The organism is Bacillus sp. FSL K6-1338, from assembly GCF_038006965.1.
Lineage (GTDB): Bacteria > Bacillota > Bacilli > Bacillales > Bacillaceae_G > Bacillus_A > Bacillus_A thuringiensis_S.
The window spans coordinates 4176450-4200206 of sequence record NZ_JBBOWI010000001.1; the positions used below are offsets into that span (position 1 = coordinate 4176450).

Sequence of the window (23757 nt, forward strand, 5' to 3'; positions counted from 1 at the left end):
CTAAAAAGAAAAGTGAGGCAGTTCGCCTCACTTTCGCTCTTAATTATCGTCTTCCTTTATTCGGATCGCCGCCGCCAACAATATCAAAGACACGTTTCGCTATATTTGTATTCTCTTGAACGCCAGAGAATAAGTATTTACCAGGACCAAATGCATACACGTTTACATCTTCCCCTGTATGCCCGCCTGTTGTCCAGCCTGTAACCGAGCGTTTATTGAAAATATCTTCAATTGCATTATCAATCTTTGTTACATCTTTTGACGGAGCTATATCATTTACAGCTTGAATTTCTTCTGGAGTTAATTGTAAATCAATATATTTTTTTAATGTTTCTTCTACATTTGCACCTTTTGCAATCTCATTTGCCATAAAGTCTGGTGTGCGTTTTGCAGCTTTAATTGGATCTACTTTAAAGTTATACTCGCCATTGGCACCTAAAGATAATCCACCTGTAGCGTGGTCTGCCGTTGCAACAACTAACGTATTTTTATCTTTTTTCGCAAACTCAATCGCTGCTTTGAAAGCTTTTTCGAAGTCTTCCATTTCACTCATTGCACCAACGATATCATTATCATGTCCAGCCCAGTCGATTTGACTTCCTTCCACCATTAAGAAGAAACCATTTTTATTTTTGTTCAAACGCTCAATTGCTGCATTAGTCATTTCTTCTAATGAAGGTGTTTTATCATTACGGTCAATCATTTTATCTAATCCACCTGGTGCAAATAAACCAAGAATTTGATCATTATTTTTATCATTTAACAATTGATCTCGATCCGTTACATAGCTATAACCAGATTTCTTAAACTCTTCTGTAAGATTACGATCTTTTCTAACAAAGTTCTTTACGCCGCCGCCAAGCATAACATCTACTTTATGCTTCCCTTTAATTTTCTCATCAAAATAATCATTTGCAATTGCGTCCATATTTTTACGGCTAATGTCATGCGCACCGAAAGCAGCTGGTGTTGCATGTGTAATTTCAGAAGTTGCAACAAGTCCCGTTGATTTCCCTTTTTCTTTCGCTTGCTCAAGAACCGTTTTCACTTCCGCTTTATCATTATCAACTGCAATTGCAGCATTATATGTTTTAATCCCTGCTGACATAGCTGTTGCTGCTGATGCAGAGTCTGTAATATTTTCATGTTCATCTTCTGGGTATGTTTTTTGTGTTCCTACAAGATGCTTATCAAATTCTGTAGATTCCATTTCAAAAGTTTTTGGATTATCTTTCATATACCGGTGAGCCGTCATATATGAAGGGCCCATACCATCCCCAATTAATACGATAACATTTTTAATCTTTGCATTGCTTCCGTTCTCATCTGCATTAACCTCACTAGAACGAGTAAAATTCCATGTTGCTACCGAAGTAACTGCTAATGATGCCACAACTGCAAATGGCCATGCTTTTTTCACAAACTTTTTCACTGTCTTGTCCCCCTAATTAGGTTATTCATTTCCCACTATCAAATTTAATGGAAGACTATTAAGAGAAAATTAGCTGTATGTAAATTTTTTGTTAACTTATGTAAATATCAGTTATAATTTGTATAACTTTGTCTTTTCGTATCAACTATCCTGCCCTTTACAATTTAAATATAAACAAGCTGGATTTCATTTAACGTAAATCTCTTTTTTTACATTTTGACTCAATGTTTATGAAAATAAATAGAAATGCGGTGAGCCTTTATGAAAATAGTAAAGCTAAATGAATCTTTTATTTTTGAATTACTTAATCTTTGCAAATCTGTTGGATGGTTACACGATGAAATTTTTATGAAAAAACAATTCGAAATGTATCTTTCTATCGGCACACTTGTAGGTTACATTCATGAAAACAAACTCATTGCGACTGGAGGAGTATTTCCCTTTACAAGTAACTTCACTTCCATTGGTATGTTAATCGTTCACCCTAATTTTCAAGGACGCGGAATCGGGCGCATGTTGCTAAATCATTGCTTGGAACAAATTCATCCAAAACAACCCATTGCACTTATTGCGACAAAAGCTGGCGAACCTCTATACACATCATGCGGATTTCAAACAGCAACAACGATTCATCGTTTTGAAAAGCAAACTATTAAAACGTACCCTTCTCACTTACAACAAGTACAAGAAGAAGACCTTATATCTCTTACTTCTCTCGATCAAATTGCAACTGGTATGAATCGTTCTCTACTTTACTCTTTGCTATTACCAAGGGCCGTACACTCTTTTAAAATTGAAAGAAATAACTGTATAGAAGCTTTTTCATTATGCATACGAAAGGGCAATATATTATGTATCAATCCACTTATCGCCAAGCAAGAAGAAGATTCTATTCAATTATTAAAAAAGATATGTGAATGTTGGAATGGTATAGTACGAATTGATGTCCCACACTCACAATTTACATTTCGTCAATTTCTTCAAACAGAAAATTTCCAAGAAACGCTCCTTTCACCTCTTATGATAAAAAATGGTAGCCAACTTCCTGGAAATCGTAATATGCTATTTGCTATGATAGATACAGCGTTATGTTAGAAAGGAGACACCTAATTGAAGCGATTTAGCTATTTTATGATAGGTTGTCTTACTCTTACACTATTAGTAGGATGTAGTGCAGCAGAAAAGCCAGTAGAACAAGTAAAGCAAGTTAAAAATACAATTACAGCGAAACTAGCTACCGAGGAAAAAATGGTAGAAATAGATGGTCAAACCATTTACTTTAAAAAGATTGGTAATGAAAAACCACCTTTACTTATGATTCATGGCTTTGGAGGGTCATCAGATGGTTTTCAAAAGATCTACTCCGATTTAGCAAAAGATCATACAATTATTTCTGTAGATGCTTTGGGATTCGGGCGCTCATCTAAGCCAATGGATTTTTATTATTCTTTTCCAACTCATGCAAATTTGTATTATAAATTAATGAAAAAACTAGGATATGATTCATTCGCAATACTGGGGCATTCCATGGGGGGAGAAATTTCTCTAAATTTAACATATTTATATCCTGAAGCAGTTACTCACCTTATTTTAACTGATGCTACAGGTGGCCCTCATACATTCGTTAATAAACAAGGCTCACCAAAACCACAATTGTCGACTGATTTAAATGCCGTTTCTTCTATTACAGATTATGATGAGAGCAAAGTGAAATTCAAACGTAATGATGAAGAACATTATAACAAAATGAAACTATGGCCTAGACGTCTTAAAATTAATGCGAATGAAATGAAACAGCCAACTTTAATTATATGGGGCAGAAATGATAGTAGCGTTTCTTGGAAAGAAGGAGAAACGTATCATCAATTCTTAAAAAATAGCACTTTACATATTATTGAAAAAGGTTATCATGCACCATTTCGCCAAGAACCACAAGAATTTGTCGGGTATGTACAAGACTTCTTTAAGAACAATCCGATCAAAATTGAAAAATAACATAAATGGGTATCTCATTGTGAGATACCCATTTTCATATATTAAGCAGCTTGCTTTTGGCGTTTTTGAGTTTTTGATCCTAATACTTTCGGGATAACGAAGCCATCCATTCCAAATTTCCCAGCGTTCATACCGGCAACAAGAACAAACATAGATAAGATAACCATCTCAGGATTCACACCAATTGACCCACTAAACATATAGGAAAAGTTCATTACAAGACCAAAAAAGACCGCTGTTTTTGTTAAACAGCCTACAATTAAACCAATTCCGACTAAAATTTCTCCCCATGTTACAAGCGTATTAAACAAATCTACATTTGGAATTGCAAACTCTTGTAAGAATGATGCCCACCAAGATTGAACAGCCGGTTGTGCGCCTTTAGATTTTTCAATTGCGCCTTGCAAATAACCTGTTGCATCGAATCCTTTTCCTTGTAGTTTACCGATTCCAGCCATTAACCATGTGTAACCAAGATATACTCGAATTACTGCTAATGCAAAAGAAACTGCTTTGTTTTCTCTTAAAAATTGAATAACCATATCTTCCTCCTAAAGTTGTAATTAAGTTAGTTACAGTTAATATAATAACATTAGTTACTTATTTTTCAAACGTTAATTATGAATAATTCATGACATATGTATGAAACATTAAAAACTAACGTTTATATAGTAACTTTTATTACCTGTAAAAACTTGAACATATCATACCACAGGTGATAATCATTTTCATTGAAAAAAATGTAAAAAAATTGTGAGTTAAATGTGAAACACGTTTATTCGAATATAGAATAAACGTGTTTCACACTAATTATAGAATCGAAATGTATGTGTCTCCTCATCAATTAAACTCGATTCTTGAAACGCTTCTTCTAACGTTTTCCCATGGTTAATAACCCCATAAAATAAGCGTATAGTAAACATAAGTGCTGCATTTCCATCTACATAATTAATCGATCCAATATATGATTTCGCACCACTATGTAAAAAAAATTTTGCTAGATTTTGCTCCCCTAACGTGCACCCGCTATTTACAATATGTGTATTATGCAATTTTGCATATTTATAAATTTCTGCTGCACCAAAATACCCTCTCGGTTCATCTTGTTCATATACTTCTTCGCCTAACTCTTCCATGACAAACTTCCCTTCTTCACCATGAAAGCAAAAAATAATATAATTAATATTGTTAAATAAGTTCTTTCCAGAAAGAACTTCCACAAAATCTTTCGGTCTACCAATCCAATATGTCACAACCCTTGCACCAAAATATTCAAGAGATGCTCGGATTGATTGCGCCTCTAAATCCGAATTAAAACCAATTACTAATGCAATATTCAACATACAACCCCCATTCTATAATCAGCCCTTATCAATCAGACTTTTATGGGATAAAGCCATTTCATATATACCTGTTTCTTTCAAAAAATCTGATCTAGTTAAAACGACTTTCTGTAAATATTGTCTATATGCTGTAATTGTTCCATCATGAGATACAATGCAAATTCTTTCAGCACCCAGTCCATAAGACCAAAGAAGAAATTCATCTACTATTTGCTGAAAACTATTCTCTGAAATATTGTTTATACCTTCCTTCCATAACTGATTATTTGAGCTTTTCTCTATCGAAAAATGTGGAAATAACTTTTTTATCATATCCTGATCTACTATGCGATCGCATGGTAATGTTTTCGCGCCTTCTCGATAAGGAAAAATACACGGAGATACATATGGATGAACGATTTTTTGACAACTACATTTCGCACTCCATATTGTCGCTGTTTGCAAAGTTCGAAGTGTAGGGCTAACAATTAATATATCCGTTTCTTGTAATGATACATCACGTTGAAGTAATTTAGCTTGAGCCATTCCTACTCTCGTCAATGGTGGATCCAACACTTGCAAGCTTTCCGGTAAATCCGTTGTATGTTCACCTTCACCATGCCGAACAAAAACAAGTTTCATATTCAGCCTCCTCTTACTATAAAATCCTCACACATATTTCTTCCCTATTGCATTCTTTATTCCTGCTGTATGAAAACCAATATGTAAAATACTTTTTACACTGAAAGGAGAATTACATATATGAAATGGATAATTGTCTTTATTGGAATGATTCTATGGGGATATATAAATGGCTTCTTTAGTAGTGATAAAACTGCTAATCCTTGGATTGCAGATGATGAACGTGAAACAAAAATTAAACAAAAAGCAATTACGGCAAGCTGGTCCGGTGTTTTTATGTTTTGTACCATTAGCCTCTTAAATAAATGGTTAGGTTTAAGCACAAACGATAAATCACCGTACTTACCAGACCCTATCGCAGCTTTTTTAAAAGAAAATGTAGAGATACAAGTTTTACTCATGCTATTTGTTATGTATGGAATATTTTACTTACATTATCGAAGAAAATTAAGTGCCTAATTTCTAACTCATGATTATCCTCCTAAATGGTTATAGTAATCATGACAAAATGAAAGGAGAGATATAAACATGAGTAACTCGAATGAATTTTTAGATACACTACATGAAAAACAAGCAAAAGATGAACAAAATAGAAAGCGCCAAGGGAACGGAAACCCAGCGAAAAAAAAGCCAAATAAAACACATAAATAACAATAAAAAACTGCCTAAAATGATTTTTTAGGCAGTTTTTTTATTGTTATTTCACCGAGATAACATTTCCCCAATTCCATTTCTCATAATACCACGCTGGTACATCTATATTTTCAATCCACTTCTTTTCCTGTTTCCCATCTTTATGAGCAAGCCATACATCCGCTTTCTTACGGTCTGAACGTATCCAAATTAATTGATTACTTTTCTTCATGAAGATCGGGTGGTAATCCCCTTGCTTGTTCGTTTTCTTTGTGATTTGATGCTGTGCATTACTTGTACTATCGACCTCATATAAAGATGGTAGTGGCCTTTTTTCTGGTGGAGTTTCTATTCCTGCCTCTTTTGCTCGTGAAACGATAATTACTCTATCGTTCTTCCATACAAAATCCCAATCAACATATCCTTTCGGCGTAAATATGTTCTGCTGAAGTGCTGGCAATTCCTTTACTTTTAAATGTTTATTTTCTAATGCAACTCTTCCGCTCCCTTCAATATAAGCTAATATATTTTTTGATGGTGCCCATTGAAACCATTGTTCGTTTAATAACATTTGATCTACTTTTTCAAACCGACTTCCATCTGCACGAACTAAGCAAAGCGTATTACTATCAGCTGACCATGAAGCTGTCGGTACTGCTAAAAATGAAATCCACTTTTGATCTGGTGACCACTTAAAGCCACTTGCTACTAGCGCTAGGAAATCATCATGTTCATTTGGCAATGCATACAAATGCTTCATTTTGTGAGGATTCATATGTGCATCTTTTTGCACTTCATATAGCTGAGCCCCTGTCCATCCTGTTGGAAGTAAGTTCGCTTCAGAGGATACAAGAAAGTTCTTTCCATCGGGGTACCATGCATAATCCCCTACACCAGCCGATACATTTTCAAAATCTGCATTCTTTTTTTCTACATCAAATGTATTTAATGTACCTGTAAATATAAATGCAATTATATTTTCTGTTGGTGACCATTGATAATTCGATGCTTCTGAGTGAAACGGCGTAACTTTTTTTCCATCTTTCAGCCGATATAACTCAAGAATACTTTGTTTCTTCCCTTTTACATATGCTAGCCACTCCCCGTCATATGACCACTTCGGCCCTGTTATGTACTCTCCTTTTGTAATCTGTATTTCTTTCCCATCAACTTTAATCCAAAGGTTATGATGACGAATAAAAGCAACTTTCACACTATTATTTTCTGCACTAGTAATAGTGATAGAACATAAAAACATAAACAACACTACACTACCACTTACCATTAGCCTTTTCATACCATCACTCCATTTCCCTCATAGCATTCCTCACTTTCTCCCTACAATATGTGAAAAATATCGATTCGACATAATCAGAAAAAATTTCCCAAGAAATTTCCAATCCATAGAGGATTGGTATGAATTATGTCGAAAGTATAGTTTAGCTAACATTTATATTTATAATTTCCAAATTAAATGTAAGATTTTATTTCTGAATATTAGCACTTTTATTAGGGGGAGTATCAATGAAAAAAACTACATCTACACTATTAAGCATGGCGCTTGTCTTTTCTAGTTTTGGAGCTTTAAGCGCTCATGCTGAATCACTACAAAAGGAGAAGCAATTTAGTCCACAATTAAAAACAACGATTGAACAGTGGGGAGAACATAAAATCGCTCAAAATGTTGAAACGAAAACAACAAAAGAAATATCAGTAATTGTAGAATTACAACATGCACCTCTCGCTGCTCAAACTAATATTCAGCATGCTCCAGATTTACAAAATAGTAATGCGCAGTCTTATCATGCTGAGCTAAAAAAATCACAAGAAGATACGACTAAGAAAATAAAAGAAAAAGCACCTGGTGCAAAAATTAAAGAAGTGTATAATACGTTATTTTCTGGATTCTCTATTTCAGTTCCTGGAGATCAAATTACCTCTCTTGCCTCTTTACCTGAAGTAAAAGCAGTCTATCCGAACTTAACATATAAATTGCATGAAACATCAAAAAGTGCTACTAACGAAGAAGCACCAAATACCGGTGGACTGACAATTGGTGCACCTGAAGCGTGGAATTTAAAAGATCCATCTGGCAAACCGCTTGATGGAAAAGGCATGAAAGTAGCCATTATCGATTCTGGCGTAGACTATACACACCCTGACTTAAAGGCAAATTATATCGGTGGATATGACACGGTTGATGAAGATAACGATCCAATGGATGGTAACGTACATGGTACTCATGTAGCTGGAATTATTGCAGGTAATGGAAAAATTAAAGGCGTTGCTCCAAACGCTTCTATTCTAGCCTATCGTGTAATGAATGACGGTGGAACTGGTACAACAGATGATATTATCCAAGGAATTGAGCGAGCAATTCAAGATGGTGCGGATGTGTTAAACCTCTCCCTTGGGCAGGATTTAAATGTACCTGATCAGCCTGTAACATTAACGTTAGAACGAGCAGCGAAACTTGGTGTTACTGCTGTCGTTTCAAATGGAAATGACGGACCAAAACCTTGGTCTGTTGATGCTCCCGGTAACGCAAGTAGTGTCATTTCTGTTGGAGCATCTACGGTTTCTATCCCGTTTCCAACATTTCAAGTAACTGGTTCCAGCAAAACATATCAAGGGTTACCATTATCAAAATCCGATTTTCCAATAGGAAATGATTCTCCTCTTGTATATGTTGGTTATGGCAATCCAAGTGATTATGCAAAACAAGATGTGAAAGGGAAATTCGCACTTATTTTACAAGGTACTTCTAGTACATTAGTAAAAGCAGAACAAGCGAAGCAAGCTGGTGCACTTGGTGTGTTATTAATCTCTAGCGAAAAAGAAATTAATATGATGCCGGAATATTTTTCACGTGAACATCTAGCTGTCCCAGTAATGCAATTATCAAATACAAATGGGGAAGAATTAAAAACTTTAATTACAAAACGAAAGAAAAATATAAAAATTAGACAACCAAAGCACACAGAACTTATCGGTAACTTTAGTTCAAGAGGACCATCACAAGGAAGTTGGCTAATAAAGCCTGATGTTGTTGCACCTGGAGTACAAATTACTAGTACAGTACCGCGAGGCGGATATGAATCGCATAACGGAACAAGTATGGCTGCTCCGCAAGTAGCTGGAGCGGTTGCCCTCTTGCGTCAAATGCATCCTGATTGGACGACAGAACAATTGAAAGCGGCACTTGCTAACAATGCAAAAACATTACATGATGTCAATGAAAATACATACCCTGTTATGGCACAAGGATCTGGTTTAATTAACATTCCGAAAGCAGCTCAAACAAATATATTAGTAAAACCTAACAATGTCAGTTTTGGTCTTATTAAGCCCAATAGCGGAAAAGTAAAACTAACACAAAATGTTACATTACAAAACCTTTCTAGTAAAAAGAAAAGTTTTTCAACTCGGGTGGAATTATTAGATGCAAACACAAAAACAAAAGTAAAAACTTCTGTCCCTTCATCGATTAGCATACAACCGAATAGTAGTACCGAAAAACCATTTACTATCACTGTAGATAGCTCACTACCACAAGGTGTGTATACTGGAAATGTATATGTAAAAGAACACGGGGCGAAAGAAGAAATTCGAATTCCATTCACATTTAGTATAGATCCTAAAGATTATAAACGTATTGATGGACTTGAAATTATTAATTCTACTTTTAGCCCAAATAGCGACCACGTACTAGATGATAATCTCATCAACTACTATTTAGTTGCACCTGTGGATGATTTCACATTGCATGCAAATTTAGTTACGAAAGAACGTGTAACTTATCAAGGGATTATCCATCAAGCTAAAAATGCAACTCCTGGGTATAAACCTTTCAAATGGAATGGTACAAAAGCAGATGGCACTCCTTTAGCTGACGGGCTATATCAAATTGAAGCAGTTGCTTCAAATTCTGGCGGAGAAACAAAGCAAACAGCTGCTGTATTTCTTGATCGAACTGCACCTAAGTTAACACACGAGATTGACCAAGAAAATCTCGTAATTAGAGGAAAAGTTGATGATATTCTACTAGATTGGATGTCAGAATCTGGTTGGATAGCACCTGGTATTCCAGTGAGAATGCAATATGAAATTAACGGAAATGGTGTATGGGAACAGGCATTCCTGAACCCTTGGGAGAAAAGCTATGACATTTATTTCGATCGCACTCAATTACAAGAAGGAAAAAATACTATTCACATTGTAGCAACTGATGCAGCTGGCAATACCTCTAATTTAACTGTTAATTTAGAAGTGAAATAAAGTGAAGCCTTAATCAGTAGAGATTTTGTTCATCCCCACTGATTATTAGCCTTCACCAATCGGGGGTTACGGGCAATTATTCTCCCACCGAATTTTGAGGTAGGAATTTTACTGCTCATTAACACGGGATAAAAAATTTTTGTTGACAATTTTTTTAATATAGTTTTATAATACAAAACATAGTTTAGTTGAACGAATTATATATCGGCTTTGAAGGAATGCTAGTAGCGACTTATATCACTGTCCCAGAGAACTGATGGTTGGTGCGAATCAGTACATATACAAGCGTGAATTACAATTCTGGAGCTTCTTTCCCGTAATGCTTTTTATGCATGAAGAGAAAGACGGATCTTTCCGTTATCGTAAAGTGAGTGGTAAACAATTAGTTGTTTACAAATAGGGTGGTACCGCGATTTTTATCGTCCCTATCGGATTTTCCGATAGGGACTTTTTTGCATCCATCCTCTTACACAATTTCATATATACGCGTTGAAAGAATCGCAGTAGTACCTTATATCCCTGTTACAGAGAGCTAATGGTCGGTGGAAATTAGCACATATATAAGTATGAATTACAATTCTGGAGCTTCTTTTTCGTAGTGCTTTTATGCATGAAGGAAAAGACGGAATTTTTCCGTTATCATTAATTGAGATGTAAGTATATTTTCACTTACAAATAGGGTGGTACCGCGATTCTTTCGCCCCTATCGGATTTTCCGATAGGGGCTTTTTCTATTTATCACAGAAACATATGTTAAATAATTCCGAATCTTATGATAAAATTTTATAAGCGCTTACAAATAATGAAAGGGGGTGATACAAGCTATTCGAAATCGATATTCAATTTTATTGAAAAAAAGGAGGATGTCTAAATGACAAAGAAAACAGAAATTCCATCGCATTTAAAACCATTTGTATCCACACAACATTATGATCAATACACACCGGTGAATCACGCTGTGTGGCGTTATATTATGAGACAAAATCATAGCTTCTTAAAAGACGTTGCTCATCCAGCCTATGTGAACGGACTACAATCATCTGGTATTAATATAGATGCAATTCCAAAAGTAGAAGAAATGAATGAGTGTTTGGCACCAAGCGGCTGGGGCGCTGTAACAATTGACGGACTTATTCCTGGCGTAGCATTCTTCGATTTTCAAGGACACGGATTACTACCGATTGCAACAGATATCCGGAAAGTAGAAAATATCGAGTACACACCAGCTCCAGATATCGTACACGAAGCCGCAGGACACGCACCGATTTTACTTGATCCTACATATGCAAAATATGTGAAACGTTTTGGGCAAATTGGTGCAAAAGCTTTCTCTACAAAAGAAGAACATGATGCATTTGAAGCTGTTCGTACATTAACGATAGTAAAAGAAAGCCCTACTTCTACTCCTGATGAAGTTAAGGCTGCTGAAAATGCTGTAATTGAAAAACAAAACTTAGTTTCTGGTTTATCGGAAGCTGAACAAATTTCACGTCTTTTCTGGTGGACAGTAGAATATGGATTGATCGGAAATATAGATGATCCAAAGATATATGGTGCTGGTCTCCTTTCTTCTGTTGGCGAAAGCAAACATTGCTTAACAGACGCTGTAGAAAAGGTTCCATTTTCTATCGAAGCATGTACAGGGACAACTTATGACGTAACAAAAATGCAACCACAACTATTTGTTTGTGAATCCTTTGAAGAATTAACAGATGCGCTTGAAACATTTTCTAAAACAATGGCCTTTAAAACAGGTGGAAAAGAAGGTTTAGAAAAAGCAATTCGCTCTGAGAACTATGCAACAGCTGAGCTAAATAGTGGATTACAAATTACAGGTACATTTAGCGAGACAATTGAAAACGATGCAGGTGAATTAATTTACATGCGAACAAATTCGCCAACGGCATTAGCGCTTCATAATAAACAGTTAGCGAATCATTCTACTTCTGTACACAGTGACGGATTTGGAACACCGATTGGATTACTCACTGAAAATATTGCATTAGAAAATTGTACAGACGAACAACTACAATCATTAGGAATTACAATTGGAACTATCGCTGAGTTTACTTTCGCAAGTGGTATTCATGTAAAAGGAACAGTAACAGATATTGTGAAAAACGATAAGAAAATTGCTCTTATTTCCTTTATCGATTGCACAGTTACTTATAACGCCCGCGTTTTATTTGATGCTTCATGGGGCGCATTTGATATGGCTGTTGGCTCACAAATCACTTCAGTATTCCCAGGTGCCGCAGATGCCGCAGCATTTTTCCCAATGGATGAAGAAGTTCAAGGACTTCCTGCTCCACTTGTACTGAATGAACTTGAACGTATGTATCAAACAGTGCGAGATATTCGAAGTGAGGGGATTTTACACAACGCGCATATCGATCAATTAGTAGCAATTCAAGAAGTATTAAATAAATTTTATGCGAAAGAATGGTTGCTGCGCCTTGAAATATTAGAGTTACTTTTAGAGCATAACAAAGGGCATGAAGCATCGGCAACATTACTACAACAACTTTCTACTTTCACAACTGATGAAGCTGTAACACGCCTTATTAACAATGGTCTTGCTTTACTTCCAGTAAAGGATGTGAAAAATGATGCTAAGATTAACTGAAGAAGAAGTTCACGAAGAATTATTGAAGGTAGATAAATGGATGGTAAAAGATGAGAAATGGATTGAACGAAAATATATGTTTTCCGACTACTTAAAAGGAGTCGAATTTGTCTCTGAAGCCGCCAAACTATCAGAAGAACATAATCACCATCCATTTATCCTTATCCAGTATAAAGCAGTTATTATTACTTTGTCATCTTGGAATGCAAAAGGTTTAACGAAACTAGATTTTGAGCTTGCAAAACAATTTGATGAACTATTTTTACAAAACGAAAAAGCAATTATAAGAAAATAAAAAAGAGAAGCCTTTTTAGGCTTCTCCTTTTATTTTGAAATGGATACAATGTCCAAATGGATCCTGGGCTTGTAATATTCCATCTTTGTACGTAGCAATCTTGCCAATATTTTTTAAGCTTTCACATACTTGCTCTTTTTGTTTTTCATTCGCTAGTACAACTGTGAAATATTTTAAACCAACAGAACCTGGCATTTGCGGTGGTACCCCTTCACCTTGCCATGTATTTAAACCGATATGGTGATGATAACCACCTGCAGATACGAACAACGCTCCATTACGAGCTGGGATCGTTACTTCAAAACCAAGACCATCAACATAGAAACGTTTCGCTTCCTCTAAATCAGCTACATGGAAATGAATATGCCCCATCACAGTACCAGCTGGAAAGCCATTCCATGTACTTCCTTGTTGTAATAATTCTTCACCAGCTAACGGGTTACTAACAAATGGGAGTTCTCCATTCTCATCACGCCAAACTTCTTTTTGTCGATCATGATAAATTTCAATCCCGTTTCCATCTGGATCAGCTAAATAAAGAGCTTCACTAAAGTAATGATCGGCTCCGCCATGTAGTGGATATACCATCTCTACAAGATGACGAAGAACATTCGCTAAATCCTGTCTACTTGGTAATAAAATTGCGTAATGATATAACCCTGTTCTTCCTCTTTGCTTCGGAAAAGCTTCTTTCTTTTCTTCAATGATAAGAAGTGGTTCATCATTTTCATTCCCAAATGTAACGACTGCTTCTTCTTCTTTTAGCACCTTCATACTTAGTACTTCCGTATAAAACTCTAGTGATTTCTTTACATTAGATACGTATAAATGAACAACATCAAGTGTTGTATCGGGATGAAGTTGAAAACTCATCTTGTTAGCCCCCCCATTTAAATTAGTTCTTCTTTGACATTTTTTCTTTTAAGAAATTATCTACAAAACCATCAGCTTTTGCAACAAATAAGTATGCACCCATTGCTAATAATGCAAGTTCTAATTCGAAACCAGGATTTTTTCCATCTCCCAATAAACCAGCTGACCATTTCACTTTTACGATTGCTCCAACCATAACAAGTGCAAATAATAATCCAATATATCTTACACCTAAACCTAGAATTAATAATAGACCTCCAACTAATTCAAACGTTGCTACACCGTATGCAAGTCCTCCTGGTAAACCAATACTTGTAAACCATCCTGCAATATTGTCAATTCCTGATTGGAATTTTGTTAAACCGTGCATGAAGAATGTTACCCCTAACACGATACGAATAATTAAGTTACCAATATGTTGATTCATTTCATTCTCTCCTTTATAGTTTTATTATACAAAACTTTTATTTACATTACAAAACATACACTAATTTTTTTTATTCGTCAATTCATTTTCACTGGGAAAAAATATATTTTTTTTGCTATGATACAAATAGTTGTTTACAAAAAGGAGCTTGATTTTATGAATATTGGTTCTGCAATACGTGAAATTCGTCAACGTAGAGGCATAACAATTGCACAAATTTGCGAGGGAACAGGTCTTTCTAAAGGATTTATGAGTCAGGTTGAAAATAATAAAACATCACCATCTATCTCAACTTTAGAAACGATCTCCAATTTTTTAAACGTTCCCCTTCCCTATTTATTGTTAGAGCAAAAAGATCGATTAAAAATTGTCAAAAAAGAAGAACGGAAATACAGTGTATACGGCAAAGATGAGCAAAGAATTGAACATGTTGCGGAGCAAGGGGGCCTTCGCCTATCTTTAGTAGAAATCCCTACTGGATTCCCGAAAGAAAACTCACCAAATGCCCATGAAGGGGAAGAATGTCACCTTGTATTACGCGGAAAACTAGAAGTTCAGCACGGTGAAGATATTGCAATTGTAGAAGAAGGTGATTCTTTCTCATGGAATGCATGCGTTCCTCATATTGTTCGTAATATAGGAGAAGAAACTGCATTATTACTCATCTCGAGTTATGCGGAAAATCGAAAACGTGTTTACTAAATAATAAAAAAGAAGCCTGATTAACAGGCTTCTTTTTTATCCCCTTATAATTCCATAACTTGTCCCAACTAGTACCGTCTTTTCATGCTGATTGCGATAAACTGACTCGATTGAAACTTTTTTATAACCTTCCATTTGCTCAATATTTGTTAAAGTTAATTCACAAGTGATCGTATCTCCTGTAAAAACTGGTCTAATAAACTCACTTACTAATTCTCTTGCTATGTAATGTAACTCTTCGCCCACCTTTGTTCCGATACTAGCAGTCAATAAACCATGAACCATTAGTCTTCCGTTTTCATCGTATTCCATATGGTGTCTACCTTTATCACCTGTAATATTTGCAAATTCAAAAACTTCCTCCTCAGTAAATCTTCTTTCATATTTAAATACATCCCCAACTTTTATACTCATTTTTATCCCCCTAATAATAAACGGAATTTTCTTTTATTTTATCATAAAAAGAGCCTCAATCCATTCTCTATTATCAAAAGTCTCAAAATTACCTCGCTATACTTTTTTACTTTCCGTTCATTTATCGGTGACCATCTCTTTTCGCGACTTGATATCCATAGTACGCACATGTTCCATTTCTCGATAGCTCTCTAACTTCAAATCCACAACTTCTATAAAAATCAAAATTGTTCGCAGATGTATGCGCAAACCAATCACCGTGGGGAAGTTTTTGCAAACAAAGAGCTACAAGCTTCTTACCTAATCCCTTCCCTCTATATTCACACTTCACAACTAAATTTACTATATTCGCGATCATAATTCCATCCGAAATGACCCTAACCATCGCAATCATCTCTTCTTCATCCCAAATTGTGAAAGCCCATGTTGAATTTTCAAATGCTATCGTAAATTTTTCAATTTGCCAAGAAGGGATATTATCATTACTCCAACCGGCATCTTCAAACAATGCTTTAATTGCATATGCTGGTACGCTACTCGTTCCCTCACGAATAATAAGTCCATTATGATAAATGTACATGTAATCCCCCCTTTATTTTCATATACCATTCTTCAAAAAATGCAATTTACCTTTAAAAAAGTAATTTTTCATCCAACACGTTTAATGGAATAAACAAGAACATCCATCCCATGAAATAAAGTTGTTTTCTCATAGCTGAGCCCTGTCTTTCTAGCAACAAATATTGAGGCGGGATGATTCGGGTTAATGAGAGAAATTAATTTATTCATTCGTAATGCTTGGAAACCGTAGTCTCGAAATGCTGCCGCCGCTTCTTTTGCATACCCTTTTCCCCAATACTGAGGAAGTAACCAATAACCAATTTCAATTTCCTCTTTTCCATCAATCTGCTGCTTTACCAGCCCTGCATGACCAATTCTTGTTCCCGTTTCCTTTTCAATCAATACAAATAAACCGAGACCGTTTTTATAGCTAGGAATGACCCACTCCTCCAAACTTTTTTTACACTGTATATATGTTTTTAACGTCCCATTTCCAATATAGCGCATTACCTTCTCGTTCCCCCATAGTGAAGCATAGAACTGTAAATCATCCATTGTATATTTGCGAATTTGTAAACAATCTGTATGAAACATGCCTGCACTCCTTTCCACTAATTTATTCTTAATTTCACGATCATGTTTTGTATGCATACGAAATGTTACTATTAATTATAAAGTGAAACTTTAATCAGTGGGGAATTTTGTTCACCCCCACTGATTATCAGCCCTCACCAATCGAGCGTTTACGGGCAGTGGATCTCCCATCTAACTTCTTTGCTCTAGCTGAATTTTGAGGCGGGAGACTTACTGCCCGCAAATAGCGGGATAAATGAACCTACAATAAAATACAGAATATTCATTCTTAACGACTAAAAAAAGCAGTAGACAAATTTCGTCTACTGCATCCATATCATAACTAGTATTAAGAAAACTACAGTTGAGGGGGTGTAGGATTTTCAAATATACTAGATACTTATCCCGTTCTAACGGGCGGTAAACTTTCCAATTGTTTCAAGTGAAAAGTTTACCGCACATAAGAACTTCCTTCGTTCATTAAGATAGTATTGCTAAATAATCATATACACGCTTAGATTTCTCTCCACCCATTCGTGCATGCTGAAGAAGAGAAATGCCATGAGGACCAGATGCACGCAATGCTTCTGGTTGAGCTACTAAAATAGCTTGTACAACTTCTAATTCACCAAGCATAGCTGCTGCAAAAATATCCATCCGAGCACCCTTTTCTAGTAAATAAAGAGCAATATCTTTACGACCTACATGTGCCGATGCCCCTAACGCACTTTCCCAATCTGATCCACCCCAATTATAAGAGGCGTGAAGTAAGCTTGGCGATTCAACCAATAGCTCTTGTACTTTCTCTAAATCCCCGTGAGCTGCCATAACAAATTCTCTTACTAATTCAGTGGTAATACGCTCTTCTGTTTGCATCGCTCTTCTCCCCTTTTAGAAATTCGTTTCGGTGTAAAAAACGGCTTGTCACTTCCTTGAAAGATATCTACATCTATGCCAAATACATGTTGAAACATTTCATGGCATAGCACTTCTTCTGGTATACCATCATACTGAATCTTTCCTCGCTTTAATACGAGTAAACGATCGCTATATTGAGCAGCTTGGTTAATGTCATGTAAAACCATTATAATTGTCATTCCATACTCCTCATTTAATCGTTTCACAAGTTCCATTACTTCCAACTGGTGAACGATATCTAAAAAGGTTGTTGGTTCATCCAATAGTAAGACATTTGTACGTTGCGCTAGCGTCATGGCAATCCAAGCACGTTGCCGTTCCCCTCCTGATAAAGAATGTAAAAGACGATATTCATACCCTTCAAGATTTGTAACAGACAATGCCCAATCAACAATTTCTTCATCTTCTTTATTTAAGCGGCTACTCCATGATTTATGTGGACCTCTTCCGAACTCAATTAGTTCTTTCACTGTTAAATCTAATTGATGATCATGCATTTGTGGTAACATTGCTAATTGCTTCGCTACATCAGCACTCTTCATCATATGAATGTTTTTCCCATCTAAAATGATGTCCCCTTCGCTTTGTTTCAGTAGCCTTGCTATTAAACGAAGCAAAGTAGATTTTCCCGATCCATTCGGACCAATTAAACTAACGATTTCTCCAGCCTTAATATGTACATTCATATTTTGCATTTGAAATCTTTCAGAGTGTGCATAAAACACTTTGTTAACGGAAATCACGTTGTTTTCCTCCTCTATGAATTAAATATAAGAAGAACGGACCACCTAAGAAGGACAGTAAAATACCAACAGGCAATTCGATTGGATCGAACCAACTTCGAGCTATTGCATCCGCAAAAACAAGTAATACACCGCCGCCAAGGCATGATAAAGGTAGCAAATATCTATAATCATTTCCAACTAATAAACGTAGCATATGTGGTACGACAAGACCGACAAATCCAATAAGACCAGATACACTTACTGCAATTCCAGCTAATAATGTACTTACTACGATTAAATAAAACCGACTTTTTTCCACGTTATGTCCTAATAACTTTGCCATTTCATCTCCAAGCATTAACACTCGAATATGCTTAATGCCAAAGAAAGCTAATATAATGGCGAATATTGCATAATAAATAATCATGTTTAAATGTGCCCAACTTACACCACCAATACCACCCGCTAGCCACGGTAACACGGATTGTACTTTGTCACTATGTAATAACATTAATGCTGACGTTGCTGCACCAATTAATGCATTGATCGACACCCCTACTAAGACGATTCTTGAAGGTGGTGCCCCTTTTTGCCATGATAAAGCATAAATAACCATCGCTGTTATGAAAGCTCCTAAAAACGCCCCTAGTGGTAAAAAAGCTAGATGCTGTGGGAATAAAATCATGATGACAATTGCTACAAGGCCTGCCCCAGATGAAACTCCGATAATACCAGGATCTGCAAGAGGGTTTCTCATAACCCCTTGCAGCAGTGTACCAGATGCAGCTAAACATGTTCCTACTATAAACCCAACGAGAACTCTCGGTATGCGAAGATCCCATACAATTCGATGAACTGTCGAACCCTCATCTTGTATACCTGTTAGAATGTCTCTTACAGAAAAAGATAAACTTCCTGCGAAAAGTCCGTAAAAGAGGCCTAGAATTGTTAATACAACTAAAGTAACTGCTATTATCCATCTTTTTTTCGCAAAAGGATGTTCCTTTTCTCTTACTACTTCACTACTTTCCATACGTATCATTTCCTTACATCTTGTATACTTTTATACATAAAGTCCATTGCTTCTGTAACTTTTGTCCCAGGATTAGATCCAAATAAATCAGGTGGCAAAATAACTACGCGGTTTTGTTTTACTGCATCTAAATTTTTCCACGCTTCATTTTTCATCATTTCGCCTTCGAATGCTTTTTTCACACTTGTTGGATCTCCGTGTGTAATTAAATAAATCACATCTGGATTCGCCTCAATAATACGTTCTACACTTAGCTGTGCATATTGCGGATATTCTTTCATTTCTGGAAAATCAGAAGCAATATTTTTTCCGCCTGTTTTTTCTAAAATATCACCTGATAAAGATGTTGGTAATGCCGCTAAATAAGTACCTGGTGCGCCATACACTAGCAATGCTTTCACATCGCTCTTTTTCTCATATTTCTTCATTTCATTATTGATTTTTTGATTAAGTTCTTTTGCTTTATCTTCTTTCTTCATTGCCGTTCCATATAATTCAATATTCTTTTGAATATCTTGTACAGAATTCGCAGAAGAAATGATTACTTTCGTTCCCTGTCCTTCAACCGTTGGCACATTCTTTTGGAATCCATTGTTAGCAACAAGTACATCGGGCTTTAAACTAGCAATTTGCTCAAAGTTCGGTTGATGTGCATTCCCGATTACTTTTGCTTTCTTTAACTCCTCTGGAAGAGTTAATTTCGTATCCGGACGACCTACTACTTTTCCACCTAAAGCATGAATAATATCCATGTCTCCCATACTTAATGTTGCAAAACTTTCTGGTACTTTATCGAATGTTACCTTTCTCCCTGACAGGTCGGTAATTTCGATTTTTTCTTTTCCTTTTTCTGTTTTGGTTGCAGACGCTTTTTCGTCCCCTTTGGCACTGCAACCTATTAACAAGAAAAAAATAGATAAAATCGCTGTAAATAGCGTAATAGATTTTTTCATTCCTTCACCTCTAATTGATAATGATAATCATTAACTACTATTCTACTTTAATTGATAAGGATTATCATTGTCAACATGAAACGCATACATTTTTCTACAAAAAACAAAAAGCGCGACAAAAAGATTCTTTCTTTTCGCCGCGCTCTAGTTAACAATATTATTCACATTCATTTTCCTCTAACTGGTCACGCATCACTTTCACACGCTGAAAGAAAAAGAACGATAAACTTAAAAATATAACGATACTCCCCATCATAACAAAAAATTGGATTGTCTCTTTTGCTCCATCCGGAATCAACAAGCCAACCATTAACAATGTACTTACAGCGAGAAGAATTTGTCCGAACCTAGTATAATCTTCTATTTTCCCTTGTAATTCTCTCATTATATTCTCACTCCTCCATTTCACTTTATCATATTCTATGAAACTGAAAGACCAGTAAATACAGCCATTCTGGGAGATGTTTTCCAACAAAAAAAGAGCCGCTTTACTGCGGCTCTTTTTTAATCATTATTCACCTTTATATGCTTCCATATAAATTTCTTTCAGCTCTGAAATAAGCGGTAACTTTGGATTAGCAGTTGTACATTGATCTTCAAAAGCTCTTTCTGCTAATACTCCAACAACCTCTTCAAATTGCTCTTTATCTACCCCTTGTCCTGCAATACTCATATTAATATTTAAGCTTTTTCCAAGCTCAGTAATTGCTTTGACGAGTGATTCCACACCTTCTGCTATTGAGCTTGCTGGAAGCCCGAGCATTCTCGCAATATGTGCATAGCGTTCATCTGCTACAAAGTGCTCATATTTTGGGAACAATGCGTGTTTTCTTGGCTTAATAGCATTATAGCGGACTACGTGCGGCATTAGAATGGCATTTGCACGTCCGTGCGGAATATGGAATTCTGGTCCAATCTTATGTGCTAAGCTGTGATTAATACCGAGGAAAGCATTTGCAAATGCCATCCCTGCAATTGCAGAAGCGTTATGCATTTTTTCTCGTGCTTCTTCATCATTTCCATCTTTATATGCTCTTGGTAAATATTTGAATACGAGATCAATAGCTTTTAATGCTAATCCATCTGTATAGTCATTTGCCATAACAGAAACATACGCCTCAATTGCATGTGTTAAAACATCCATACCAGTATCTGCTGTTACATGTGGTGGTACTGTCATTACAAATTGTGGATCAACAATTGCTACATCTGGTGTTAATTCATAATCTGCGAGCGGATACTTTATATTATTTTTCTTATCTGTAATAACCGCAAATGGTGTCACTTCTGATCCTGTTCCTGATGTTGTTGGAATCGCAACAAACTGTGCCTTATTTCCTAATTCCGGATATTTACATGTACGTTTTCTTATATCTAAAAACTTCTGTTTAATGCCATAGAATGTCGTTTCTGGATGCTCATAGAATAACCACATTCCTTTTGCTGCATCCATAGCTGAACCACCACCAAGTGCGATAATTACATCTGGCTTAAAGCTTCTCATCATTTCCGCACCTTTAAAGACAGTTTCATCTGATGGATCTGGTTCGACCTCAAAGAAAACTTCAATTTTCACATCATTTGCATGCTTGTTTAAATAGTGCGTGACTGTATCCACATAGCCATGTTCAACCATTCCAGGATCCGTTACAATAAATGCACGTGAAATGTTAGGCATATTTGCTAAATACGCTGTAGCATGTTTTTCAAAATAAATTTTTGGTGGCAATTTGAACCACTGCATATTCTTTTTTCTATTTGCCAGCCTTTTTATATTTAATAAATGAGTCGCTGTTACATTTTGGGAAACTGAATTTTTTCCGTAAGAACCACAACCAAGTGTAAGTGATGGAATAAATCCGTTATATATATCCCCTATTCCACCTTGTGATGAAGGTGCATTTACAATGAGACGGCAAGCTTTCATACGTAATCCAAATTGCTTTTGCACTTCTTTATTTGTAGAATGAATAACTGCTGAATGTCCTAAACCACCGAGGTTCAACATTTCTTCGCAATATGTAAATCCTTTTTCTAATGAATTCGCCTTCACACAGGCTAATACTGGGCTCAGTTTCTCACGAGATAACGGGTATGCTGCTCCGATACCTTGAATTTCAGCTACAAGCATTTTTGTATGTTCAGGAACAGTAATCCCAACTAATTCGGCAATATACTGTGCTGATTTTCCTACAATATCACTATTTACTGCACATGTATTTTCATTTATAACGAGCTTTTCTAATTTTTTTCTTTCTTCTTCTGTTACAAAGTAACAATTGTTTTCGATCATTTCTGTTTTAACATCATCATAGATTTCTTTATCGACAATGATTGCTTGTTCCGATGCACAAATCATACCGTTATCAAATGTTTTCGATAAAATTAAATCATTAACAGCTCGTTTTACATGTGCTGATTTTTCTATATAACACGGTACATTACCAGGACCTACACCTAGCGCTGGTTTTCCAGTAGAGTAAGCTGATTTCACCATACCAGCGCCTCCAGTTGCTAGAACGAGTGCCACACCATCATGGTTCATTAATTGTTTCGTCGCTTCGACAGACGGTCTTTCAATCCATTGAATACAATGTTTTGGTGCACCAGCTTTCATTGCTGCATCATATACGGTTTTCGCTGCTGCCACCGAACAACTTTGTGCAGAAGGATGAAATGCGAAAATAATTGGATTTCTCGTTTTTATCGCAATCAACGCTTTAAACATTGTTGTCGACGTTGGATTCGTTACTGGTGTTACCCCAGCTACTACACCGACAGGTTCTGCAATTTCTATTATTTCTTCATGAGGATCTTCGTGAATAATTCCTACCGTTTTATCTTGCTTTATACTATGCCAAATATATTCAGTGGCAAAAATATTTTTAATGCATTTGTCTTCATAGACACCACGGCCTGTTTCTTCAACAGCCAATTTTGCAAGTGGCATATGTTGATCAACACCTGCTAATGCCATTTCATGAACAATGTTGTCAATCTGCTCTTGTGTAAAACTTTCTAATGCTTGTAAAGCTTGTTGACCGTTATTTACTAACGTATCAATCATCTCTTTTACCTCTTGCATTTCATTTACAACTTTCTCTTTGACTACCATGTAAATTTCCTCCTATTCTGTTATCACGGTCTTTATAAGTCCCTATAGGTCATAATAAGTCCCGATTAGCGAAAAAAAATAGAGTTACCGTCCTACATGAATCCCATTGTTTGTGAAACACTTCACAAGTTTACTCGTGAATAACATTTCATGAATTCAATATACATGAAATCATTTCATTTGCGTATGTATAATTTGTGAAATATTTCACAAATTAACATAATAAAAAATGCACTGCTC

At 35.9% G+C, this 23757-nt stretch carries 24 protein-coding genes and 2 other annotated features; of the genes, 8 read left to right on the forward strand and 16 right to left on the reverse strand.

Annotated elements, in window-relative coordinates:
• Window positions 1-43: 43 nt before the first annotated feature.
• Window positions 44-1432, reverse strand: coding sequence for an alkaline phosphatase (locus tag NZ044_RS21410; RefSeq protein ID WP_098902502.1), 1389 nt, complete (start codon window positions 1430-1432; stop codon window positions 44-46).
• A 261-nt stretch (window positions 1433-1693) separates the two neighbouring features.
• Between NZ044_RS21410 and NZ044_RS21415 the strand changes: the two genes are divergently transcribed.
• Both NZ044_RS21415 and NZ044_RS21420 read left to right on the forward strand, forming a co-directional pair.
• Window positions 1694-2527 carry a GNAT family N-acetyltransferase gene (locus NZ044_RS21415; RefSeq protein ID WP_000706701.1) on the forward strand — a complete coding sequence of 278 codons (834 nt, stop codon included), beginning with the start codon at window positions 1694-1696 and terminating at the stop codon, window positions 2525-2527.
• Between the two features lie 15 nt (window positions 2528-2542).
• Window positions 2543-3427: an alpha/beta fold hydrolase gene (locus NZ044_RS21420; protein WP_098505665.1), complete on the forward strand. Its 885-nt coding sequence runs from the start codon at window positions 2543-2545 to the stop codon at window positions 3425-3427.
• Between the two features lie 41 nt (window positions 3428-3468).
• Here NZ044_RS21420 and NZ044_RS21425 read toward each other — a convergent pair whose 3' ends face one another.
• The 3 genes from NZ044_RS21425 to NZ044_RS21435 form a co-directional block, all read right to left on the reverse strand.
• Complete coding sequence (locus NZ044_RS21425; RefSeq protein ID WP_000236591.1) at window positions 3469-3969, reverse strand: DoxX family protein; 501 nt, start codon at window positions 3967-3969, stop codon at window positions 3469-3471.
• 264 nt (window positions 3970-4233) lie between these two features.
• Window positions 4234-4770, reverse strand: a complete 537-nt coding sequence (locus NZ044_RS21430) for a delta-aminolevulinic acid dehydratase (RefSeq protein ID WP_098505664.1) — start codon at window positions 4768-4770, stop codon at window positions 4234-4236.
• Between the two features lie 18 nt (window positions 4771-4788).
• Window positions 4789-5391 carry a histidine phosphatase family protein gene (locus NZ044_RS21435; protein ID WP_098505663.1) on the reverse strand — a complete coding sequence of 201 codons (603 nt, stop codon included), beginning with the start codon at window positions 5389-5391 and terminating at the stop codon, window positions 4789-4791.
• Window positions 5392-5511: 120 nt separating this feature from the next.
• Between NZ044_RS21435 and NZ044_RS21440 the strand changes: the two genes are divergently transcribed.
• On the forward strand, window positions 5512-5850 hold the full coding sequence (locus NZ044_RS21440) for a phosphoglycerate mutase (protein WP_098505662.1): 339 nt from the start codon (window positions 5512-5514) through the stop codon (window positions 5848-5850).
• A 69-nt stretch (window positions 5851-5919) separates the two neighbouring features.
• On the forward strand, window positions 5920-6042 hold the full coding sequence (locus NZ044_RS21445) for a DUF4023 domain-containing protein (RefSeq protein WP_000071866.1): 123 nt from the start codon (window positions 5920-5922) through the stop codon (window positions 6040-6042).
• 46 nt (window positions 6043-6088) lie between these two features.
• On the opposite strand, the gene NZ044_RS21450 is transcribed toward NZ044_RS21445, so the two are convergent.
• A complete protein-coding gene (locus tag NZ044_RS21450; protein WP_063675711.1) occupies window positions 6089-7321 on the reverse strand; it encodes a TolB family protein in 1233 nt (410 codons plus the stop codon).
• Between the two features lie 227 nt (window positions 7322-7548).
• Between NZ044_RS21450 and NZ044_RS21455 the strand changes: the two genes are divergently transcribed.
• From NZ044_RS21455 to NZ044_RS21465, 3 genes are all read left to right on the forward strand, one after another.
• A complete protein-coding gene (locus tag NZ044_RS21455) occupies window positions 7549-10302 on the forward strand; it encodes a S8 family peptidase (protein ID WP_098505661.1) in 2754 nt (917 codons plus the stop codon).
• 201 nt (window positions 10303-10503) lie between these two features.
• Window positions 10504-10732 (forward strand) — a binding site (T-box leader).
• Window positions 10733-10782: 50 nt separating this feature from the next.
• Window positions 10783-11010: a binding site (T-box leader), on the forward strand.
• 163 nt (window positions 11011-11173) lie between these two features.
• Window positions 11174-12928, forward strand: a complete 1755-nt coding sequence (locus NZ044_RS21460; RefSeq protein WP_000163195.1) for an aromatic amino acid hydroxylase — start codon at window positions 11174-11176, stop codon at window positions 12926-12928.
• Window positions 12909-13223 carry a 4a-hydroxytetrahydrobiopterin dehydratase gene (locus tag NZ044_RS21465; protein WP_000979537.1) on the forward strand — a complete coding sequence of 105 codons (315 nt, stop codon included), beginning with the start codon at window positions 12909-12911 and terminating at the stop codon, window positions 13221-13223. Before NZ044_RS21460 ends, NZ044_RS21465 begins: the two co-directional genes overlap by 20 nt.
• Before the next feature lie 15 nt (window positions 13224-13238).
• Here the strand turns inward: NZ044_RS21465 and NZ044_RS21470 are convergent, their stop codons facing one another.
• Complete coding sequence (locus NZ044_RS21470; RefSeq protein WP_000009841.1) at window positions 13239-14096, reverse strand: VOC family protein; 858 nt, start codon at window positions 14094-14096, stop codon at window positions 13239-13241.
• A gap of 22 nt (window positions 14097-14118) precedes the next feature.
• Window positions 14119-14523, reverse strand: a complete 405-nt coding sequence (locus NZ044_RS21475; protein ID WP_001071553.1) for a DoxX family protein — start codon at window positions 14521-14523, stop codon at window positions 14119-14121.
• Between the two features lie 156 nt (window positions 14524-14679).
• Here NZ044_RS21475 and NZ044_RS21480 point away from each other — a divergent pair, with 156 nt between their 5' ends.
• On the forward strand, window positions 14680-15225 hold the full coding sequence (locus NZ044_RS21480; RefSeq protein WP_001020693.1) for a helix-turn-helix domain-containing protein: 546 nt from the start codon (window positions 14680-14682) through the stop codon (window positions 15223-15225).
• A gap of 36 nt (window positions 15226-15261) precedes the next feature.
• Here NZ044_RS21480 and NZ044_RS21485 read toward each other — a convergent pair whose 3' ends face one another.
• The 9 genes from NZ044_RS21485 to adhE form a co-directional block, all read right to left on the reverse strand.
• Entirely contained in the window at window positions 15262-15639 is a 378-nt protein-coding gene (locus NZ044_RS21485; RefSeq protein WP_000025008.1) for a MaoC/PaaZ C-terminal domain-containing protein, read from the reverse strand.
• Window positions 15640-15760: 121 nt separating this feature from the next.
• Window positions 15761-16219, reverse strand: a complete 459-nt coding sequence (locus tag NZ044_RS21490; RefSeq protein ID WP_000276126.1) for a GNAT family N-acetyltransferase — start codon at window positions 16217-16219, stop codon at window positions 15761-15763.
• Window positions 16220-16287: 68 nt separating this feature from the next.
• Entirely contained in the window at window positions 16288-16851 is a 564-nt protein-coding gene (locus tag NZ044_RS21495; RefSeq protein WP_118961582.1) for a GNAT family N-acetyltransferase, read from the reverse strand.
• Window positions 16852-17253: 402 nt separating this feature from the next.
• The gene (locus NZ044_RS21500; protein WP_001192766.1) at window positions 17254-17649 is read right to left on the reverse strand and encodes an ankyrin repeat domain-containing protein; all 396 of its coding nucleotides are present in this window, start codon (window positions 17647-17649) and stop codon (window positions 17254-17256) included.
• Window positions 17616-18434 (reverse strand): ABC transporter ATP-binding protein, encoded by an 819-nt coding sequence (locus tag NZ044_RS21505; RefSeq protein WP_000626531.1) that lies wholly within the window; start codon window positions 18432-18434, stop codon window positions 17616-17618. The genes NZ044_RS21500 and NZ044_RS21505 overlap by 34 nt, the downstream gene beginning before the upstream one ends.
• On the reverse strand, window positions 18421-19449 hold the full coding sequence (locus NZ044_RS21510) for a FecCD family ABC transporter permease (protein ID WP_002082127.1): 1029 nt from the start codon (window positions 19447-19449) through the stop codon (window positions 18421-18423). Before NZ044_RS21510 ends, NZ044_RS21505 begins: the two co-directional genes overlap by 14 nt.
• A gap of 5 nt (window positions 19450-19454) precedes the next feature.
• Window positions 19455-20402, reverse strand: coding sequence for an ABC transporter substrate-binding protein (locus NZ044_RS21515; RefSeq protein ID WP_098505660.1), 948 nt, complete (start codon window positions 20400-20402; stop codon window positions 19455-19457).
• Between the two features lie 157 nt (window positions 20403-20559).
• Complete coding sequence (locus NZ044_RS21520; protein ID WP_098505659.1) at window positions 20560-20787, reverse strand: YrhC family protein; 228 nt, start codon at window positions 20785-20787, stop codon at window positions 20560-20562.
• Window positions 20788-20913: 126 nt separating this feature from the next.
• The gene (gene adhE, locus NZ044_RS21525; protein ID WP_098505658.1) at window positions 20914-23517 is read right to left on the reverse strand and encodes a bifunctional acetaldehyde-CoA/alcohol dehydrogenase; all 2604 of its coding nucleotides are present in this window, start codon (window positions 23515-23517) and stop codon (window positions 20914-20916) included.
• Window positions 23518-23757 lie beyond the last annotated feature (240 nt).

Bases quoted from the DNA above. Each gene is read 5' to 3' on its own strand.
- NZ044_RS21415 (WP_000706701.1), top strand. From the start codon at position 1,694: ATGAAAATAGTAAAGCTAAATGAATCTTTTATTTTTGAATTACTTAAT.
- NZ044_RS21425 (WP_000236591.1), bottom strand. From the start codon at position 3,969: ATGGTTATTCAATTTTTAAGAGAAAACAAAGCAGTTTCTTTTGCATTA.
- NZ044_RS21430 (WP_098505664.1), bottom strand. From the start codon at position 4,770: ATGTTGAATATTGCATTAGTAATTGGTTTTAATTCGGATTTAGAGGCG.
- NZ044_RS21435 (WP_098505663.1), bottom strand. From the start codon at position 5,391: ATGAAACTTGTTTTTGTTCGGCATGGTGAAGGTGAACATACAACGGAT.
- NZ044_RS21440 (WP_098505662.1), top strand. From the start codon at position 5,512: ATGAAATGGATAATTGTCTTTATTGGAATGATTCTATGGGGATATATA.
- NZ044_RS21445 (WP_000071866.1), top strand. From the start codon at position 5,920: ATGAGTAACTCGAATGAATTTTTAGATACACTACATGAAAAACAAGCA.
- NZ044_RS21450 (WP_063675711.1), bottom strand. From the start codon at position 7,321: ATGAAAAGGCTAATGGTAAGTGGTAGTGTAGTGTTGTTTATGTTTTTA.
- NZ044_RS21455 (WP_098505661.1), top strand. From the start codon at position 7,549: ATGAAAAAAACTACATCTACACTATTAAGCATGGCGCTTGTCTTTTCT.
- NZ044_RS21460 (WP_000163195.1), top strand. From the start codon at position 11,174: ATGACAAAGAAAACAGAAATTCCATCGCATTTAAAACCATTTGTATCC.
- NZ044_RS21465 (WP_000979537.1), top strand. From the start codon at position 12,909: ATGATGCTAAGATTAACTGAAGAAGAAGTTCACGAAGAATTATTGAAG.
- NZ044_RS21470 (WP_000009841.1), bottom strand. From the start codon at position 14,096: ATGAGTTTTCAACTTCATCCCGATACAACACTTGATGTTGTTCATTTA.
- NZ044_RS21475 (WP_001071553.1), bottom strand. From the start codon at position 14,523: ATGAATCAACATATTGGTAACTTAATTATTCGTATCGTGTTAGGGGTA.
- NZ044_RS21480 (WP_001020693.1), top strand. From the start codon at position 14,680: ATGAATATTGGTTCTGCAATACGTGAAATTCGTCAACGTAGAGGCATA.
- NZ044_RS21485 (WP_000025008.1), bottom strand. From the start codon at position 15,639: ATGAGTATAAAAGTTGGGGATGTATTTAAATATGAAAGAAGATTTACT.
- NZ044_RS21490 (WP_000276126.1), bottom strand. From the start codon at position 16,219: ATGTACATTTATCATAATGGACTTATTATTCGTGAGGGAACGAGTAGC.
- NZ044_RS21495 (WP_118961582.1), bottom strand. From the start codon at position 16,851: ATGCATACAAAACATGATCGTGAAATTAAGAATAAATTAGTGGAAAGG.
- NZ044_RS21500 (WP_001192766.1), bottom strand. From the start codon at position 17,649: ATGCAAACAGAAGAGCGTATTACCACTGAATTAGTAAGAGAATTTGTT.
- NZ044_RS21510 (WP_002082127.1), bottom strand. From the start codon at position 19,449: ATGGAAAGTAGTGAAGTAGTAAGAGAAAAGGAACATCCTTTTGCGAAA.
- NZ044_RS21515 (WP_098505660.1), bottom strand. From the start codon at position 20,402: ATGAAAAAATCTATTACGCTATTTACAGCGATTTTATCTATTTTTTTC.
- NZ044_RS21520 (WP_098505659.1), bottom strand. From the start codon at position 20,787: ATGAGAGAATTACAAGGGAAAATAGAAGATTATACTAGGTTCGGACAA.
- adhE (WP_098505658.1), bottom strand. From the start codon at position 23,517: ATGGTAGTCAAAGAGAAAGTTGTAAATGAAATGCAAGAGGTAAAAGAG.